The sequence below is a fragment of the Rhizobium sp. RSm-3 genome (assembly GCF_001854685.1).
GTDB lineage: Bacteria > Pseudomonadota > Alphaproteobacteria > Rhizobiales > Rhizobiaceae > Rhizobium > Rhizobium ecuadorense.
In genome coordinates, this window is record NZ_MAWZ01000046.1 from 247,786 (window position 1) to 264,704 (window position 16,919).

A 16,919-nucleotide genomic window follows, 5' to 3' on the forward strand; every position below is an offset into this window, starting at 1 on the left:
ATGCGGGGAGAGAGTTCGGCGCAAAGCGGCGCGATCGTCTTTGAGACCGGCGTCGAATTTGCCGTGTGGTCGCATCATGCCGCACAGATCGAACTCTGCCTCTTCGAGGATGACGGCAACAGGGAATTCGCGCGCCTGCCGATGGCGCGCGACAGCAATCACGTCCATCGTCTGTTCGTCGACGGGCTGAAGGCGGGCGCGCGCTACGGATACCGCGCCGACGGCATCTACGCCCCCGACAGCGGCCTCTGGTTTGATCCCTCCAAACTGCTGATCGACCCCTATGCCAAGGAGATCGACAGGCCGTTCCGCTACGATCCCCGCCTCGGCATCTATGGCGAGGACAGCCAGGATCTGATGCCGAAGGCAATCGTCACCACCGATACACGCGCCGCAATCGCCAAGCCGCTCTTCAAACCGGGCGGCTTCATTTACGAGGTGGCTGTCCGGCCCTTCACCATCCTCCATCCCGACGTGCCGGAGGCTCAGCGCGGCACGGTCGCAGCTCTTGCCCACCCCTCGGTCATCGCGCATCTGAAGCGGATCGGTGTCGACGCCATCGAACTGATGCCGATCACCGCCTGGATCGATGAGCGCCACCTGCCACCGCTCGGCCTTACCAACGGCTGGGGCTACAATCCGGTCGCCTTCATGGCGCTCGATCCGCGGCTGGCGCCGGGCGGCATGGGGGAGTTGCGCGAAACGGTCACGGCCTTGCATGCCGAAGGCATCGCGGTCATCCTCGACCTCGTCTTCAACCATACAGGCGAGAGCGACCGTTACGGCACGACGCTGTCGCTGCGCGGCCTCGACAACCTGCATTATTATCGCCACGCCCGGACCGGCCCCAGCGAACTCGTCAACGACACCGGCACCGGCAACACGCTCGCCTGCGATCATCCCGAGGTTCGCCGTCTCGTCATCGACAGCCTGCGCCATTTCGTGCTCAATTCAGGCGTCGACGGTTTTCGCTTCGATCTCGCCCCGGTGCTCGGCCGCACCGCGACAGGCTTCGAGCGCGACGGCGGAACGCTGGCCGCGATCCTTTCCGACAATGTGCTTGCCGACCGGATCATGATTGCCGAGCCCTGGGATATCGGCCCGGGCGGTTATCAGCTCGGCAATTTTCCGCCGCCCTTCCTGGAATGGAACGACCGGGTTCGTGACGATCTGCGCTGCTACTGGCGCGGCGACGATTGGAAGACCGGGGCGCTCGCGACCGCGCTCGCCGGTTCCTCCGACATCTTCTCCCGCAACGACGGCAAGGGAACGCGCAGCATCAATTTCCTCGCTGCCCATGACGGTTTCACGCTGACCGATCTCGTTTCCTACGCCGGCAAGCACAATGACGCCAATGGCGAGCACAATCGTGACGGCCACAACGAGAACCATTCCTGGAACAACGGCGTCGAGGGGGAGACGGTCTATCCCTCCATCCGCAAACGTCGCCAGGACGATGTGATGGCGCTGATATCGACGCTCTTTGCCACCCGCGGCAGCATCATGCTGACGGCGGGCGATGAGGGCGGCCGCAGCCAGCGCGGCAACAACAACGCCTATTGCCAGGACAACGAGATCACCTGGCTGGATTGGATGGCGTTAAACGAGGATCTCGTCGCCCATACCGCCTTTGTATCAGGGCTGCGCCGCCGCTTCACGGTCTTCTCCGAAACCGGCTTCCTGTCGGGAAACGGCGATGTCGAATGGATTTCGCTTTCGGGTGAACCGATGACCGTCGCCGAATGGGAGACGCCGTCGCTTTCCACCCTCGGCATGCTGCTTTCAACCGGCGACCGCTCCGCGCGCGGCAGGCAGACCCGGCTTGCCGTGCTCTTCAACCGGTCGGACCGCCGCCAGATCTTCACGCTTCCCTCGGAAGGCGAGGCGGCCTGGCGGCAGCTGACGCCGGAGGGAACGAAAAAAGCCGGTGCCAGCGTTACCGTCGAGCCACGCTCCGTCGCCTTTTTCGTCGAAAACTGACCCCCTCGGTCCACCTGGGCAAATCCTTGTCGCAATCGTCATAAATGCACGATAAGGCTTGAGCCGGCGGCCTATCTCACGAGGAATTCATGGTCACGGAAATTTCACTCTCCGACGTGCGGGGACTGATCGGCATGGAAACGGGCCTTTCGGACTGGATCACCGTCGACCAGACAATGATCGACGCCTTTGCAGGGGCAACCGACGACCATCAGTTCATTCATGTCGATCCCAAGCGCGCGGCGGCAGAAAGCCCCTTCGGCGGCACCATCGCCCATGGCTTCCTGACGTTGTCGCTGCTGTCGACGATGAATTACAATTGCTTGCCGAAAGTGCGCGAGCAGACCATGGGCATCAATTACGGCTTCGATCGCGTCCGCTTCATGACGCCGGTGAAGAGCGGCGCCCGCGTCCGCGGCCGCTTCCTGCTCGCCGACGCCCGCTTCCGCGGCGGCGGCATGCTGATGACCACCTATGACGCCTTGATCGAGATCGAAAACGAGAAGAAGCCGGCGCTGACGGCAAGATGGATCACCATCATCCAGTTCGACCCAAAGGACCGTCCCGAGGACGTTTGAGCAAAATGCCGTCTGCTACTCGGCCGACTTGCAGACGGCTTCAAGTGCGTGCCCGTCCGGATCCATCACGAACGCCGCATAATAGTGTTCGCCGTAGTGAGGGCGCAAGCCTGGACCACCATTGTCATCGCCGCCATGCGCGATTGCCGCGGCATGGAAGTGATCGACCGCCTCGCGGCTCGCAGCGGCAAAGGCCAGATGAAAACCCGGGCCGGCCGGGCGCTGGCCATCCGGCCGATGTTTGATCGCCAGTTTGTCTCCGCCGCCGGGAAGGCCGTAGCCGACCGCCTGTCCCGTCTGCCCCGGCCTGATATCCTCCCAGACCCTGACATAGCCGAGAGCACCAAGGGCGGCATCGTAAAATGCCGCCGACCGCTCGATATCGGAAACGCCGAGGGAGGCATGGTGCAGCATTCGTCTCTCTCTCGAATAGTCGCCTATGAAGGCAGGATTAGCCCGGCCTCAATGGCCGGCATCATGAGCCGCCTCGTTCAGCAGCCCGAAGACGAAGTCCGAAAACGACCGCCAGCACTCCACCCGGAACGTGTCTTTATCCGTGCGCAGAAGCACGATCTCCGCCTTGCCGAGGATCGTGCGCGACGCGGCTCCGACCGGGAAGGAAGACAACGACAGATCCTGCGGGCAGCCGGCGGCAAGCGTTTTTTCCGCACCCGGTCCCGAGACGATGATCGCGAGATTGCGGTGCGAAACGTCGGTCGCCGAATGCACGGCACTGACCCCGGAAAGCACCGTCATCAGATCGGCCCCGTCCTCGTCGATGACAAGCCATTCGTCTGGCCCGATCCAGAGCACCGATCGGGCGCCGGCCCGCCCCGATGTTTTCGGGACGGTCGGGACGGACAGGCCGAGCGCTTTGGAAAGCGCGGCAAGCGAACCCGCCGGCGCGCGCAGCGCCACCCGGCTTGCGGTGGGTGCGATGGTCAACCGAACCGTGGCGGAGCCGCCGAGACGGCCGGCAAGCACAGGCTTGCGAATTGCGACATCAGCCATGGATGCGGCCTCCTTCCTTGTCAAAGAACACCAGATCCGTCACCTCGACGGCGATCGTCCGATCCGGCATCGGCACGTAGAGCGTCTCGCCCATCCGCGCCCGGCCGCCGGCGACGAGCGCGAAGGCAATCGACCGGCCGCAGTTTTCCGACCAGTAGGACGAGGTGACGTGGCCGAGCATGGTCATCGGCTTCGGCTCGTTCGGGTTCGCGACGACCTGCGCGCCTTCCTCGAGCACCAGCTTCGGATCCTTGGTGACAAGGCCGACGAGCTGCTTGCGCCCTTCCTTGATGAGATCAGGACGCTGCAACCCGCGAATGCCGACAAAGTCCTTCTTCTTCTTCGAAACGGCCCAGGCAACGCCCGCGTCATCCGGGGTAACCGTCCCGTCAGTATCCTGGCCGACGATGATGTAGCCCTTCTCGGCGCGCAGAACGTGCATCGTCTCCGTGCCGTAGACGCAGGCGCCGAGCGGCTCGGCATTGGCCCAGACGGCTTCGAGCACCGACTGGCCATAATCGGCCGGCACGTTGATTTCGAAACCGATTTCGCCGGTGAAGGAGACCCGGAAGAGCCGCGCCGGCACGCCGCAGACCGTGCACTCGGCAACGCTCATATGCGGGAAGGCCTCGTTCGAAAGATCGACCCCTTCGACCAGCGGCTCGACGATCTCGCGCGCCTTCGGTCCCTGCACGGCAATCACCGCCCATTGCTCGGTCACCGAGGTCAGCCATACCTTCAGGTCCGGGAATTCCGTCTGCAGGTAATCTTCCATGTGGTGAAGAACGCGCGGCGCTCCGCCGGTTGTCGTCGTCACATGGAAACGATCCTCGGCCAGTCGCCCGACGACGCCGTCGTCATAAACGAAGCCGTCTTCGCGGGTCATGATGCCGTAGCGGGCCTTGCCCGGCTTCAGCGTGTCCCAGGCATTGGTGTAGATGAGGTTGAGGAACTTCGCCGCATCCGGTCCGACCACCTCGATCTTGCCAAGCGTCGAAGCGTCGAAAATACCGGCCGACTCTCGGGCTGTGCGGCATTCGCGGGCGACCGCCTGGTGCATGTTCTCACCCGCCTGCGGATAGAACCAGGCACGCTTCCAGTTGCCAACATCTTCGAAGACGGCGCCATGCGCTTTTTCCCAGTTGTGCAGCGGCGTCTTGCGCGTCGGATCGAACAGCTCTCCGCGCGAATGGCCGATCAGCGTACCGTAGGTAACCGGCGTATAGGGCGCACGGAAAGTGGTGAGACCGACCTGCGGGATTTCCTTGCCGAGCATTTCGGCGGCGATCGCCAGGCCGTGCATGTTGGAAAGCTTGCCCTGGTCGGAGGCCATGCCGTTGGTCGTGAAGCGCTTGATATGCTCGATCGAATGCATGCCCTCGCGCACGGCAAGGCGGATATCCTTGGCGCAGACGTCGTGCTGGAAATCGATGAAGGCCTTGGCGTTGGTCTTCGGGCCGGCGCCTTCGGCAGCGCCGATCATGCCGCCCGTCCATTCATAGGCCTGCTCGGCCGAAATTGCGATCTTCTCGCCGCTGCTTCTGCCGGTGGCCTGCGCCATCAGCTCGCCGGCGGCAAGCGATTCCTCGATCGTCCGCTGCAAATCGTCCGTGCCGTTGCAGGCACCGACCGAAAGGCAGTCCTGCGCGTAAGTGCCGGGCAGGAATCGCTGGCTTTCGGCATCGAAGGCCACTTTGCCACGCGACTGCGAGAACAGATGCACCGACGGCGTCCAGCCGGCCGAAACCAGCAACGCATCGACCGCGATCTTGCGCGGCGAACCGCCGCCGTTGCGCGCCACCGTCATCGACGAGATGCGCAGCCGCCCCGCCGTGTTGATCACCGACTGCCCGGTCAGGACGTCGATGCCGAGCGCACGCGCCTCCTCCAGCACCGCCGCTCCCGGCGCCTGCCTGCAATCGACGATGGCGGCGATCGAAACACCGGCTCGTTTCAGATCGAAAGCCGCCTCATAGGCCGAGTCATGCGCCGTATAGATGCCGACCTTGGTTCCGACCGCGACGCCGTAATGATTGAGATACATCCGCCCTGCCGAAGCCAGCATGATGCCCGGCCGGTCGTTGTTCGGAAATACCATGTGCCGCTCGATCGCGCCGTTGGCGAGGATCACCCGTTTGGCCCGCACCTGCCAGAGCCGCTCGCGCGGCAGATCTTGAGAAGGCTTGGCGATATGATCCGTCACGCGCTCGGCGAGAGCGACGAAATTGTGGTTGTAGTAGCCGAAGGCGGTCGTGCGCACCAGCACTTCGACGTTGTCCATCGCCTTCAGCCGCGCCACGGCCTTCTGCGCCCAGGCATAACCCTCCTGGCCGTCGATCGTCACGCCGGCATCGTAGCGCAAGGCGCCGCCGACTTCCGCCTGCTCGTCACAGAGGATCACCTTGGCACCGGCCGCGGCCGCGGCCAGGGCCGCCGAAAGCCCGGCAACGCCGGCGCCGACCACCAGCACGTCGCAATGAGCATAACGGCTGGCATAATGATCCGGATCCTCTTCCGTCGGCGCGACGCCAAGGCCGGCGGCACGACGGATGAGCGGTTCGTAGACGCTTTTCCAGGCGGCACGCGGCCACATGAAGGTCTTGTAGTAGAAGCCGGCGGCGAAGAACGGCGACATCAGATTGTTGACCGCGCCGACATCGAAGGCGAGCGAGGGCCAGCGATTCTGCGAGTTGACGATCATGCCGTCGAAGACTTCCTGCACCGTGGCGCGCACGTTCGGCTGCTTGCGCGCCTTATCGCGGGCGACGTCGATCAGCGCGTTCGGCTCCTCGGCGCCGGCCGAAAGAATACCGCGAGCCCGGTGATATTTGAACGAACGTCCCAGAAGATGCACACCGTGGGCGATCAGCGCCGAGGCGACGGTATCGCCTTCGAGCGCGGCATAGGTCTCGCCGTCGAAGCTGAAGCGCGCGGTTTTGGCCGGCGTCAGGCGCCCCTTGCCGACGATACGGTTCACGCCGCTCATTGCGCCTCTCCTTCCACGGCTTCATATGTCTCGACAGGCGCATGCTTCTCGGCCGCCGCACCGATCTCAGGCTTCGGCTCACCCGTCTTGTAGGTCACGATGAACTTGTCGCTCACCGTATCGCGCGCCGCGTTGAAGAAGCGCCCGCAGCCGTGAATGTGCCGCCAGCGTTCGAAGATCAGGCCTTTCGGATTGTCGCGCAGAAAGAAATAGGCCTCGAATTCCTCGTCCGAGACGGAGGCGATATCGGCGGGCCGCACGATATGCGCGTCACCCGCGCCGCGGAATTCAAGCTCCGAGCGCTCTTCCTGACAGTAAGGGCAATGGATCAGCAGCATGTAGGATTTCCTTCTCCTCCCCTTCTCCCCAGCGGGGAGAAGGTGCCTGCAAGGCGGATGAGGGGGTGAGCGACGAAAGGAGCGAGCGTTGGGAAAGCACTCATCATCAGTGCGCCACCGCCGCCGCCGCCGCCTCGTCGATCAGCCGGCCACTGCGGAAACGCTCCAGCGTCAGCCCGGCATTGAACTTGTGCGGTTCGTCGCGGGCAATCAGATGCGCGAAGAGATTGGCCGAGCCCGGCGTCGCCTTGAAGCCGCCGGTGCCCCAGCCGCAATTGACGTAGAGCCCGGGAACCGGCGTCTTCGACTGGATCGCCGAACGGTCCGGCGTATTGTCGACGATGCCGCCCCATTGCCGCATCATCTTGACGCGCCGGAACATCGGGAAGAGCTCGCAGATGGCGTCGAGCGTATGGGTGATGATCTGTAGCCCGCCGGTCTGCGAATAGGAATTATACTGGTCGGTGCCTGCGCCGATGACGAGTTCTCCCTTGTCGGACTGGGAGATATAGGCATGCACCGTGTTCGACATGACGACGCACGGAAAGATCGGCTTCAGCGGCTCGGAGACCAGCGCCTGCAGCGGGCTCGATTGTAGCGGCACGCGCACATCGGCCATCTTCATGATCGTCGATGTATGGCCGGCGGCCGACACGGCGACTTTCTTGGCGCCGATGAAGCCGCGCGAGGTCTCGACCCCGGTCACGCGTCCATCGGGGCCGCGGCGGATGCCGGTCACTTCGCAATTCTGGATGATATGCACACCGCGATCCGAGGCTGCGCGGGCATAACCCCAGGCGACCGCGTCGTGCCGCGCCGTACCGCCGCGCCGCTGCAGCGCCGCGCCGTTGATCGGGTAGCGGGCGCTCGCCGAGATATCGAGCGGCGGGCAATAGGCCTTGGCCTGCTCCGGCGTCAGCCATTCATTGTCGATGCCGTAGAGCCGGTTGGCATGGATATGCCGCTTGAACGACTGCTGGTCGTGAATATTGTGCGAGAGCATCATCACGCCGCGCGGCGAATACATCACATTGTAGTTGAGCTCCTGAGAAAGCCCTTCCCAGAGCTTCATCGAATGCTCGTAAATGTGCATGCTCTCTTCATAGAGATAGTTCGAGCGGATGATGGTGGTGTTGCGCCCGGTATTGCCGCCGCCGAGCCAGCCCTTTTCGATCACCGCCACATTGGTGATGCCGTGCTCCTTGGCGAGGTAATAGGCCGCACCCAGCCCGTGACCGCCAGCGCCGATAATGACGACGTCGTATTCGGCGCGCGGCTCCGGCGAAGTCCACTGCTTCTCCCAGCCCTTATGGCCACGAAGGGCCTCCCTCGCCACGGCAAAAACCGAATATTTCCGCATCCGCCTTCTTCTCCTTCAGGAAAGGGCTGTTCTCCGCGCCCATACAAATCGCAAATCCAAATGCGGCACAACGGTTCTTTTGCGACAGCCGAACGCTTTGCTTTTGACACTAAGCGACATGATGCCGAAAACGGCGCGGTTTTTAGACGACATCGTGCGCTGCTTGCGAAATCCGCTCGGCAGCACAAGGCAAAACCAACTTTCCCCCCGGGCCCGCCGCCCGGTCCTAGCCCAAGTGGGCGAGAAGACAAGCAGTTACTAAAATGTTAATTCACCCTATATTTCCGGGGTTCCTGTATCATGTGGGGTCGGCGTTCATTACTCCAGGCGTTTTGCATTGTGGTTGCCGTCGCGCAACCGACACTCGCCGCCGAGCCGGTCGGCCAGGCTGTCGTCATCAAGACGGAGGTGACGGGACAGAGCGGCCCCATCGAAGTCGACGCCAGCGTCCATCGCAACGAACGCATCAAGACATCGCCCTCGGGACTTGGCCAGTTCCTGTTCCGTGACGGCACGAAGCTCGCGGTGGGCTGGGGCTCGTCGGTGGTGATCGACAAATATGTTTTCGATGATTCCCAATCGGTCAAGAAACTCACCATCAGAGCGGCAAAGGGCACGTTCCGCTGGGTGAGCGGCAGCTCCAATTCCTCCGCCTACCAGATCCTGACACCCGCCGGCACGATCGGCGTGCGCGGCACCGCTTTCGACTTCTACGTCGGCCCTGATGGCACGACCGCCGTCGTGTTGTTGAATGGCGCGGCCCAGTTCTGCGGCCCGGGCGGCTGCCGGCAATTGCAACAGCGCTGCGATTGCGTGGTGGCCAAGCCGAACGGCAATATGTCGGCGGCACGCCGGGTCGATCCCAGCATTCTCGATACGCTCGGAAATCCCCGCGCGCTCCCTTTCCTTTCGGGCAATCAGCGGCTTGCAGGCGGCATCGGCATGCTCGGCGGCTGCAATATGGCCTCGGTCGCGCCGGAGAGAAAAGACAGAAAACCGCCGCCGCCGGCAATAGAGCCTGCGCCCCAAAAGCAGGATCCGCCGCAGAAACAGGCCGAGCCGCAAAAGGAGCGGCCGAACAAGCCCGACAAACCGCATCATGACAAACCGGATCATGACAGGCCGCATCACGACAAGCCGGATAAGCCCGACAAGCATGATGGCCATGGCCGGCATGACAACGACGGCAAGCCGGGAAATCACGGCGACGATCATCAAGACCATGACCGCCATCATGACGGATACCGCGATCGTGATCATGACAGAGATCGGGCCAACGACAGGGGCCGGAATTTCCATCGCGGACGCTGAAGTCCGTCAGTCGGCGGCGCTCTTTTCGCTCCCCTCCGGCGCCTCGCGAAAATGATCGGTCCTGCCGGATATGCGCTGGTAGAATTCCGCCAGAGCGCCGGTCACCTGCACCGCCCTGAGCTTGACGGCACCGATCAGCTTCCGGCTGTTCCGCGAATGTGATCGCAGGGCCTCCATCAACTGCCTGTGAACGACCTCTAGCGCGGCGAATTCCTGAGATTCCGCGACCCGCTCATCGCCGACGACGGCAAGGATCTGCGTCCGGCTGCTTTTTCCCTTGAGCGGTAGGGCGCCGGCCGCGATCAGCGCCATTCCCCGCACAGACCGCGCCGTGCTGTCGGAGATGAGGATATCGAAGCCGACCTCCTTGCAGCATGACTCGATGCGGGCCGCGACATTGACGGCATCGCCGACCGCCGAATAGTTGAAGCGCGTCTTGGCCCCCATATTGCCGACGCAGGCAAGGCCGGTATGGATGCCGATGCCGATACCGACCGGTTGTCCGGGCCCGAAGCCGAAGGCGTCGCCGGCGTTCAATTCGGCGAGCGTCTCGCGCATGGCAAGCGCTGCCCGGACAGCCTTGGTTTCATGATCGGCCACGTCGACGGGCGCATTCCAGAACGCCATGATCGAATCGCCGATGAATTTGTCGAGCGTACCTTCATTGCCCACCACATGGCGGCTCAGCGCATCGAGCAGCGTATTCAGGAAGGCGACGACATCGGTCGGCGCCAGCCGCTCGCTGATCTCGGTGAAATTCCGGACATCGACGAACATGACCGTCAGTTCGCGGTCGTCGCCGCCGAGGCGCAAGGCATCGCGGGTATGCTCGATACGATGAAGCAGCGATGGCGAAAGATAATGCCCGAAGGCGCGCCGCACCTCACGCCGCTCCCGGTCGATCACCAGGATCCGGAAGGAGGTCGCAGCAAAATGGATGATCGACCCGCTGACGATCGGCGCCAGCGGATCGAAAAGAAGCCCGGCATAGAGAAAGGAGAGCCAGGAGGCGACAAGTGCCATGGCCGTGATCAGCAGGCCGCAGATCAGCGCGACGGCGGGGCTGACGAAGGTCGTCACCACGACGAGCAGGCAGCCGAGCACGGCGATCGTCAGGATTTCCATCCCATCCGCCCAGTCCGGCCGCGACAGGAACTGGCCCGATAGGATCTGCTCGACCGCCTGCGCATGCAGCGAAACGCCGGGAACGTTCTCGCCGAGCGCCGTGACACGGATGTCCTGCAGGCCGGCCGCCGACGTGCCGACGAAGACGATGCTGCCGTCGATCGCGGCCGCGACCTCGGGAGAGGCCCCTTCGGCCGCAAGCACCTGACGGGCGGATATATAACGCTCGGCCCGATCGGGCGTGACATAGAGCCAGAGTTCGCCCGCCGCCGTCAGCGGCACGATGAAATCGCCGATCTTTGCCGATGTCATGATCCCGGCGCGATCGGGCGCGCCCGACAGAACATAGGTCGAGACCCCCTGCGCGACGCGCAGCGCCTCGATCGCGAGATTGGGATAGAGCTGCTGGCCGTCGGTCAAAAACAGCGGAACCGCCCGCACCACCGGCGAGGGATTGCCAGGATTGAGGCTGATATGGCCGAGCCCCGCCGCATTCGCCTCCAATTGCGGCCTGAGCGGCGTCGAGGCGCCGAGATAGGGCGGCGCCTCGACCGGGCTTTCGCCGGTGAAGGCGAAGCCCGCTTTGACCGGCGGCCGGTAATTGCCCTCGTTGGAAAGGCCGAAGCCGAGCACGACGGGCTTCTCGGCAATCGACCGGGCGAATATCTCGTCATTATCGGGCAGCTTCTCGGCAAGCGAAGGATCGACCCCGGCGGCCTCGCGCACGACATTGCGCGGCGACAGCCGGTCCGGCTCGGAAAACAGAATATCGAAGGCGATGGCGGAAGCGCCCATTTGAGAAAGCCGGTCCACCAGCAGGGCAAGCCGGTCCCGCGGCCAGGGCCATTGTCCGAACTCGCGCAACGAGGCCTCGTCGATATCGATGACGCGGACCGGCATCGGCTGGAACGTCCTCGGAACCAGCCGCTGATATTCGTCGAAGGTCACACCGCGGATCAGCTTGAAAATCCCGGGATCTTCTGCCCGCAGGATCGTGAGCAGCGCCACGATCGCCAGGCCGATAACGACACCGATTTGCTGGACGCGCGTCATGAACTCACCGGGTGTCCCCTCCACGGCCCGCAGAACCGCCCGCACCTGCCGGCAGGCTACGCCGCTTTCGCTCCAAACGCCATTCGCACATGCCGTCCGGGCCTTCTCTTTCAATGGGCCGCGCTACGCCTTAAGTTTTGGCCGGGCTTTTGCCTGAATGACAGGGGATGGTAGGGCTTCGATCTTGCCGGGCAGCCGGCGAAATGTTCTTGTAGCGATCGAAAATCGAATGCCTTTCCAGAGAAGAACGAGGGGTCGCCGTGATTTCCGAAACCGCCGCGCGCCGGAGCGGCTATTGGCTGATAGTCGTCGTGCTGGCAATGCTCGCGGGACTGCCGCTGGCCGTCTGGCTCGATATCAGCGATCTCTCGGGAAATACCCTACGGCGTCAGGCGCGCGACATGAGCTCGCTGATATCGAGCATCCGCTCCTATTATTCCGCCAACGTCGTCGGCCGTGTTCTCGCCGCCCACGCCAGCGGTGCGACCGAGGGCACGACCGTCTCCCACAATTACGCGAATATACCAGGCGCCATTCCGCTGCCGGCCACCCTTTCCCTGGAACTCGGCGACGTCATCAAGGAGCAGCAGGCCAATATCACCTATCGTTTCGTCTCCGACCTGCCATTCAAGAGCCGCGCATCCCACGAGCTCGACGATTTCGAGAACAAGGCGCTCGCCGCGCTGCGCGCCAATCCGCAGCAGACGCTGAACGACCTCACCCGTGTCGGCCTGACCGATACCTTGCGCTTCATCACTCCCGTCGTCATGGGCCAGGCCTGCGTTGCCTGCCACAATACCCATCCCGAAAGCCCGAAAACCGATTGGAAAGTCGGCGATGTGCGCGGCATTCAGGAAGTCATCATCCGGCAGCCCTATGTGAGCAACGTCTTCGCCTTCAAATATCTGCTCTGTTATTTCCTGTTCGTCGCTCTCATCGGCATCAGCTTCATTCTGCTCCAGCGGCAGCAGACGCGTGCGATCCATAGTGCCAACCTGGATCTGGAAGCGGCGAACGAGTTTCTGGCCAGCGTTTCCCTGAAGATTTCGCGCTATCTCTCGCCGCAGATCTACAAAAGCATCTTCTCCGGGCAGAAGGACGTCGTCGTTCACACCGAGCGCAAGCGCCTGACGATCTTCTTCTCCGACATCAAGGATTTCACCGCGACCACCGAGCGCCTGCAGCCGGAAGCGCTGACGGAGATGCTCAACGAATATCTGACGGAGATGTCAAACATTGCCCTGGAACATGGCGGCACGGTGGACAAGTTCATCGGCGACGCGATGCTGGTGTTTTTCGGCGACCCGGAAACCAAAGGTCCGGAGGAGGACGCGAAAGCCTGCCTGCGCATGGCCGTCGACATGCAGCGCCGTCTCGGCGAACTCAAGGACAGATGGCGCAGAAACGGCACCGAAGAGCCTTTCGTCGTCCGGATGGGCATCAACAGCGGTTATTGCAATGTCGGCAATTTCGGCAGCAGCGACCGAATGGACTATACGATCATCGGGGCGGAGGCCAATCTCGCAGCCCGGCTGCAATCGATCGCCCAGGGCGGACAAATCGTCATCAGCTACGAAACCTATGCGCTGGTGACCGAAATCGTCGACGCGCACCCGCTGCCGCCGATCACGATGAAGGGCATACAGCGCGAGATCGTGCCCTATGCGGTGGATGGGCTGACGCTCGGGGCCGACCATAAGAGCCGCGTGCTCAGCGAACACCTGTCGGGCCTCGACCTGCATCTGGATATGAGCCGGCTGGAGCCGGCCGATCGCCTCCGGGTCAGGACGGCTCTCAAGGAGGCGATCGCCGCACTTGATGAAACCGCGCCCGGGGCGGCCGGATCGTGACCGGATAGGGGCAAGCGTGATTTTTCCACCCGCTTCCCATATCCATCTGGACTTCCAATACCCGATCTGCTATCCCGCATCACCAATCGCAAGGCTGCGGCCGCGCGAACGTTATATTTTTGCCCCTGGCGCTGCGCCGCCGCAGGCATCACCAACCAAAGGAACGTGATTCTCGTGCAGGTACTTGTCCGCGATAACAATGTCGATCAGGCTCTCCGCGCTCTCAAGAAGAAGATGCAGCGTGAAGGCATTTTCCGCGAAATGAAGATGCGCGACTACTACGAGAAGCCGTCGCAGAAGCGTGCGCGCGAAAAGGCCGAGGCTGTTCGCCGCGTTCGCAAGCTGGCCCGCAAGCGCGCCCAGCGCGAAGGTCTGGTCGCACGCTGAGCGTTGCCGTCGTTTTTTCGACGTTTTCAGATGCATTGTGGCGGGGGCGATGGGTTCGCCACCGCCTTTTTTAGTTTGCCGCTGAAGATCGCATATCCCGGTATCGGATATGCCGCATGGGGAAAGCGAGCCCGAATGGCTGTCAACACCTTCAATCCGTCCCGCGCCTGGCGCCTGCAGAAAACCGCATTCCTGCCCGCTTTGGCGCTGGCGGCAATGTTCGGCCTTGCCGGCTGTGAGACGACAAACACCACGGATGCCGTGATCCGCATCGACAAGGCGCAGGGTTCGGAAGAAAATATCGCCTCGCTGACGGCTGTCATCAACGCCAATCCCAAGGATCCCGAAGGCTACAATGTCCGCGGTTCCGCCTATGGCCGCGGCGGCCAGTTCCGTCAGGCGCTGAACGATTTCAACACTGCATTGCAGATCAATCCGCGGTTCTTCCAGGCCTATGCTAACCGCGCCCTGGTCTATCGCAACATGGGCCAGCAGGCCCAGGCGATCAGCGATTACAATGCCGCGCTGCAGATCAATCCGAGCTACGACGTCGCCTATATCGGCCGCGGCAACGTCTATCGCATGGCCGGCCAGGACGACCAGGCCTTCAACGATTTCGACAAGGCGATCCAACTCGGCACCACCGATGGGCGCGCCTATCATAATCGTGGCCTGATCTATCAGAAGCGCAATCAGCAGGACAAGGCGATCGACGATTTCTCGAAGGCGATCTCGCTCGCGCCGAATTCGCCCGAGCCCTATAATGGCCGCGGCATTTCCTACATCGCGCTGAACGACAACGACAACGCCTTTGCCGATTTCAACCACGCGATCGAACTCAATGGCAACATCGCCGAATCCTGGGCCAACCAGGCGCTCGTCTACGAGCGGCGCGGCGACAAGGCGAAGGCCGCCCGGTCCTATCGCCATGCCGTCGGCCTCGATCCAAAGTACCAGCCGGCCCGCGATGGCCTCACCCGCGTCGGCGCTTCGGCCGGCTAAGGACATGAAACGGCGGCCGAAATATCGGCCGCCGCACGGCCTCGAAACGACAAGCCGAAAAACTGCCGTCGTCCTCGATGACATATCATAGTATGTTGCAACCTGCTCCTGCTCCCCCTAACATGGCGCTGCTTCGATAGCCTGCTATCGGGCGTTCGAACCAGTTTGAGGGCGGCTTGCGAGAGATGCGGATCTTTGCTTTCCTGACCGCTCGCAAAAACCGTTGCCCGCTGCATGTGATGTGGCGCAACAAATGAAAATCGTCGCACTGTTCTTTCCCAAGGCCTCGATCGGCACCTATCTCGTCGCCATGGCGGTGGCGATCGCATTGCCGATCTTCGCCTTCGTGGCGCTGCTTCTGCTGCAGCTGGAAGACAATCAGCGCTCGACGCTGAAGCGTGAGACGGCCCAGGATGCGCTCGCCCTGTCACGCATCATCGACCGCCAGCTTCAGGACATGGCGACGACGCTACGACTGCTTTCGAGTTCACCGGAACTCGAAGACGGCAATCTCGCCGCCTTCCATCAGCGCACGGAAACGGCCCTCAGAGACAATACGCTGTTCGTCATCGCCGTCGACCGCGCCGGCCAGCAACTCTTGAATACGCGCCGGGCGTTCGGCACTCCGCTCGGCGAGATAGCGAACATCCCGGCCCTCCAGGAAGTCATGACTTCCGGTCGCATCGAGGCCTCCGACGTCTTTCGCGGCCGCACCAGCGGCGACTGGGTCTATAACGTCACCCTGCCGCGGAAGAATGATCCCGTCGCAGCCCTGATCATTACCCAGGACGCCAAGGATCTCGGCAAACTGGTGACGACCGAGGGGCTCGCTCCCGGCTGGTCGGCCGCCGTCATCGATCAGAGCGGCCACGTCGTCGCCGCCACCGGCCCCGCCAATCTCGAACCCGGTACGCCCTTCGATCCGCGCATCCTGCCGGCGTTCACCGCATCACGCGGCGTCTTCCAGGACGAGACGATCCTGCCGCACATGCTGCTCGGTTATTCCAGGATTCCCGGTTGGTCGTGGAAAACGGTGATCTGGGGACCGATCGCCCAGGCATCGATCCTGAGCACCTGGCGTTTCCTCATCATCGGCGGCGTGGCTCTGGTGCTCGTGGCGGTGCTCGGCGCCTATGCAGTCGCAAGACAGGTGCGCACCACCATCCGCGATATCGCCGAAATGGCCGACCGCATGGGTGAAGGCCATATCGTCTCGCCGGTCGAGACCAGCGTCATCGAGGCGAACCAGGTGGCGATCGCCCTTTCGAATGCCTCCTTCGATCGCAGCCAGACCGAGGACCGGCTGCGCTTCGTCATGCACGAGCTCGTCCACCGCACCAAAAACCTTCTGACGCTGGCCCAGGCAATGATGCGCCAGCTCGCCAAACAGGCCGACAGCGTCCAGACCTTCCAGGCCGCCGTCGCCGATCGTCTCGAGGGGTTGGGGCGTTCGATCGAGCTTCTGACCAGCGAGCAATGGGGAGGCGTATCGCTGCGGCGGGTTGTCGACATTCACCTGCAGGCCTTTCCGCAATCGCATGAACAGATCGAAATCACAGGCAAAGACTTCGTGCTGAAGCCCGATGCTGTGCAGAATCTCGGCCTTGCCCTGCATGAACTCGCCACCAATTCGGTGAAATATGGTGCGCTCTCCGTCCCGCAAGGGCGTGTCCGCTTCGAATGGCACGATGTCAGGGAGGAGGACAAGCCGGACGCCCTGCTCCGCTTCACCTGGGAGGAGCGCGGCGGCCCGCCTGTGGCAGAACCGACCCGCTCTGGCTTCGGCACGACCGTCATCAAGGCGCATGCCGCCTCCGCCTTCCGCGGCACGGTGCAGGTCGATTTCCGGCCCGAGGGACTGTTGTGGGTGCTGACGGCGCAGCGCGCCACGCTAGAGCGGGAATAACTCCCGGAACAATCGCCACCCCTACCCGTTTC

At 62.9% G+C, this 16,919-nt stretch carries 13 protein-coding genes; 7 read left to right on the plus strand and 6 right to left on the minus strand.

Annotated elements, in window-relative coordinates; all coding sequences use genetic code 11:
* Both glgX and BBJ66_RS26450 read left to right on the plus strand, forming a co-directional pair.
* Positions 1-1,980, plus strand: a complete 1,980-nt coding sequence (gene glgX / locus BBJ66_RS26445) for a glycogen debranching protein GlgX (protein WP_071090996.1) — start codon at positions 1-3, stop codon at positions 1,978-1,980.
* 89 nt (positions 1,981-2,069) lie between these two features.
* On the plus strand, positions 2,070-2,558 hold the full coding sequence (locus BBJ66_RS26450) for a MaoC family dehydratase (RefSeq protein ID WP_071090999.1): 489 nt from the start codon (positions 2,070-2,072) through the stop codon (positions 2,556-2,558).
* A gap of 15 nt (positions 2,559-2,573) precedes the next feature.
* Here the strand turns inward: BBJ66_RS26450 and BBJ66_RS26455 are convergent, their stop codons facing one another.
* From BBJ66_RS26455 to BBJ66_RS26475, 5 genes are all read right to left on the minus strand, one after another.
* A complete protein-coding gene (locus BBJ66_RS26455) occupies positions 2,574-2,972 on the minus strand; it encodes a VOC family protein (RefSeq protein WP_071091002.1) in 399 nt (132 codons plus the stop codon).
* 48 nt (positions 2,973-3,020) lie between these two features.
* Complete coding sequence (locus tag BBJ66_RS26460; protein ID WP_049734735.1) at positions 3,021-3,569, minus strand: sarcosine oxidase subunit gamma; 549 nt, start codon at positions 3,567-3,569, stop codon at positions 3,021-3,023.
* The gene (locus BBJ66_RS26465; protein WP_071091006.1) at positions 3,562-6,555 is read right to left on the minus strand and encodes a sarcosine oxidase subunit alpha; all 2,994 of its coding nucleotides are present in this window, start codon (positions 6,553-6,555) and stop codon (positions 3,562-3,564) included. Before BBJ66_RS26465 ends, BBJ66_RS26460 begins: the two co-directional genes overlap by 8 nt.
* Entirely contained in the window at positions 6,552-6,893 is a 342-nt protein-coding gene (locus BBJ66_RS26470; RefSeq protein WP_071091008.1) for a sarcosine oxidase subunit delta, read from the minus strand. Before BBJ66_RS26470 ends, BBJ66_RS26465 begins: the two co-directional genes overlap by 4 nt.
* Positions 6,894-6,999: 106 nt before the next feature.
* Positions 7,000-8,253, minus strand: coding sequence for a sarcosine oxidase subunit beta family protein (locus BBJ66_RS26475; protein ID WP_049734738.1), 1,254 nt, complete (start codon positions 8,251-8,253; stop codon positions 7,000-7,002).
* Positions 8,254-8,553: 300 nt separating this feature from the next.
* On the opposite strand from BBJ66_RS26475, the gene BBJ66_RS26480 reads away from it, so the two are divergent.
* Positions 8,554-9,564 (plus strand): FecR family protein, encoded by a 1,011-nt coding sequence (locus BBJ66_RS26480; RefSeq protein ID WP_071091011.1) that lies wholly within the window; start codon positions 8,554-8,556, stop codon positions 9,562-9,564.
* Positions 9,565-9,570: 6 nt separating this feature from the next.
* On the opposite strand, the gene BBJ66_RS26485 is transcribed toward BBJ66_RS26480, so the two are convergent.
* A complete protein-coding gene (locus BBJ66_RS26485; protein ID WP_049734740.1) occupies positions 9,571-11,742 on the minus strand; it encodes a CHASE2 domain-containing protein in 2,172 nt (723 codons plus the stop codon).
* A gap of 260 nt (positions 11,743-12,002) precedes the next feature.
* Between BBJ66_RS26485 and BBJ66_RS26490 the strand changes: the two genes are divergently transcribed.
* The 4 genes from BBJ66_RS26490 (at position 12,003) to BBJ66_RS26505 (ending at position 16,887) form a co-directional block, all read left to right on the plus strand.
* The gene (locus tag BBJ66_RS26490) at positions 12,003-13,592 is read left to right on the plus strand and encodes an adenylate/guanylate cyclase domain-containing protein (protein WP_071091014.1); all 1,590 of its coding nucleotides are present in this window, start codon (positions 12,003-12,005) and stop codon (positions 13,590-13,592) included.
* A 174-nt stretch (positions 13,593-13,766) separates the two neighbouring features.
* The gene (gene rpsU, locus BBJ66_RS26495) at positions 13,767-13,979 is read left to right on the plus strand and encodes a 30S ribosomal protein S21 (RefSeq protein ID WP_003585885.1); all 213 of its coding nucleotides are present in this window, start codon (positions 13,767-13,769) and stop codon (positions 13,977-13,979) included.
* 135 nt (positions 13,980-14,114) lie between these two features.
* The gene (locus tag BBJ66_RS26500; protein WP_049734742.1) at positions 14,115-14,981 is read left to right on the plus strand and encodes a tetratricopeptide repeat protein; all 867 of its coding nucleotides are present in this window, start codon (positions 14,115-14,117) and stop codon (positions 14,979-14,981) included.
* Positions 14,982-15,234: 253 nt separating this feature from the next.
* Positions 15,235-16,887 carry a sensor histidine kinase gene (locus BBJ66_RS26505; RefSeq protein WP_071091017.1) on the plus strand — a complete coding sequence of 551 codons (1,653 nt, stop codon included), beginning with the start codon at positions 15,235-15,237 and terminating at the stop codon, positions 16,885-16,887.
* Positions 16,888-16,919: the final 32 nt, after the last annotated feature.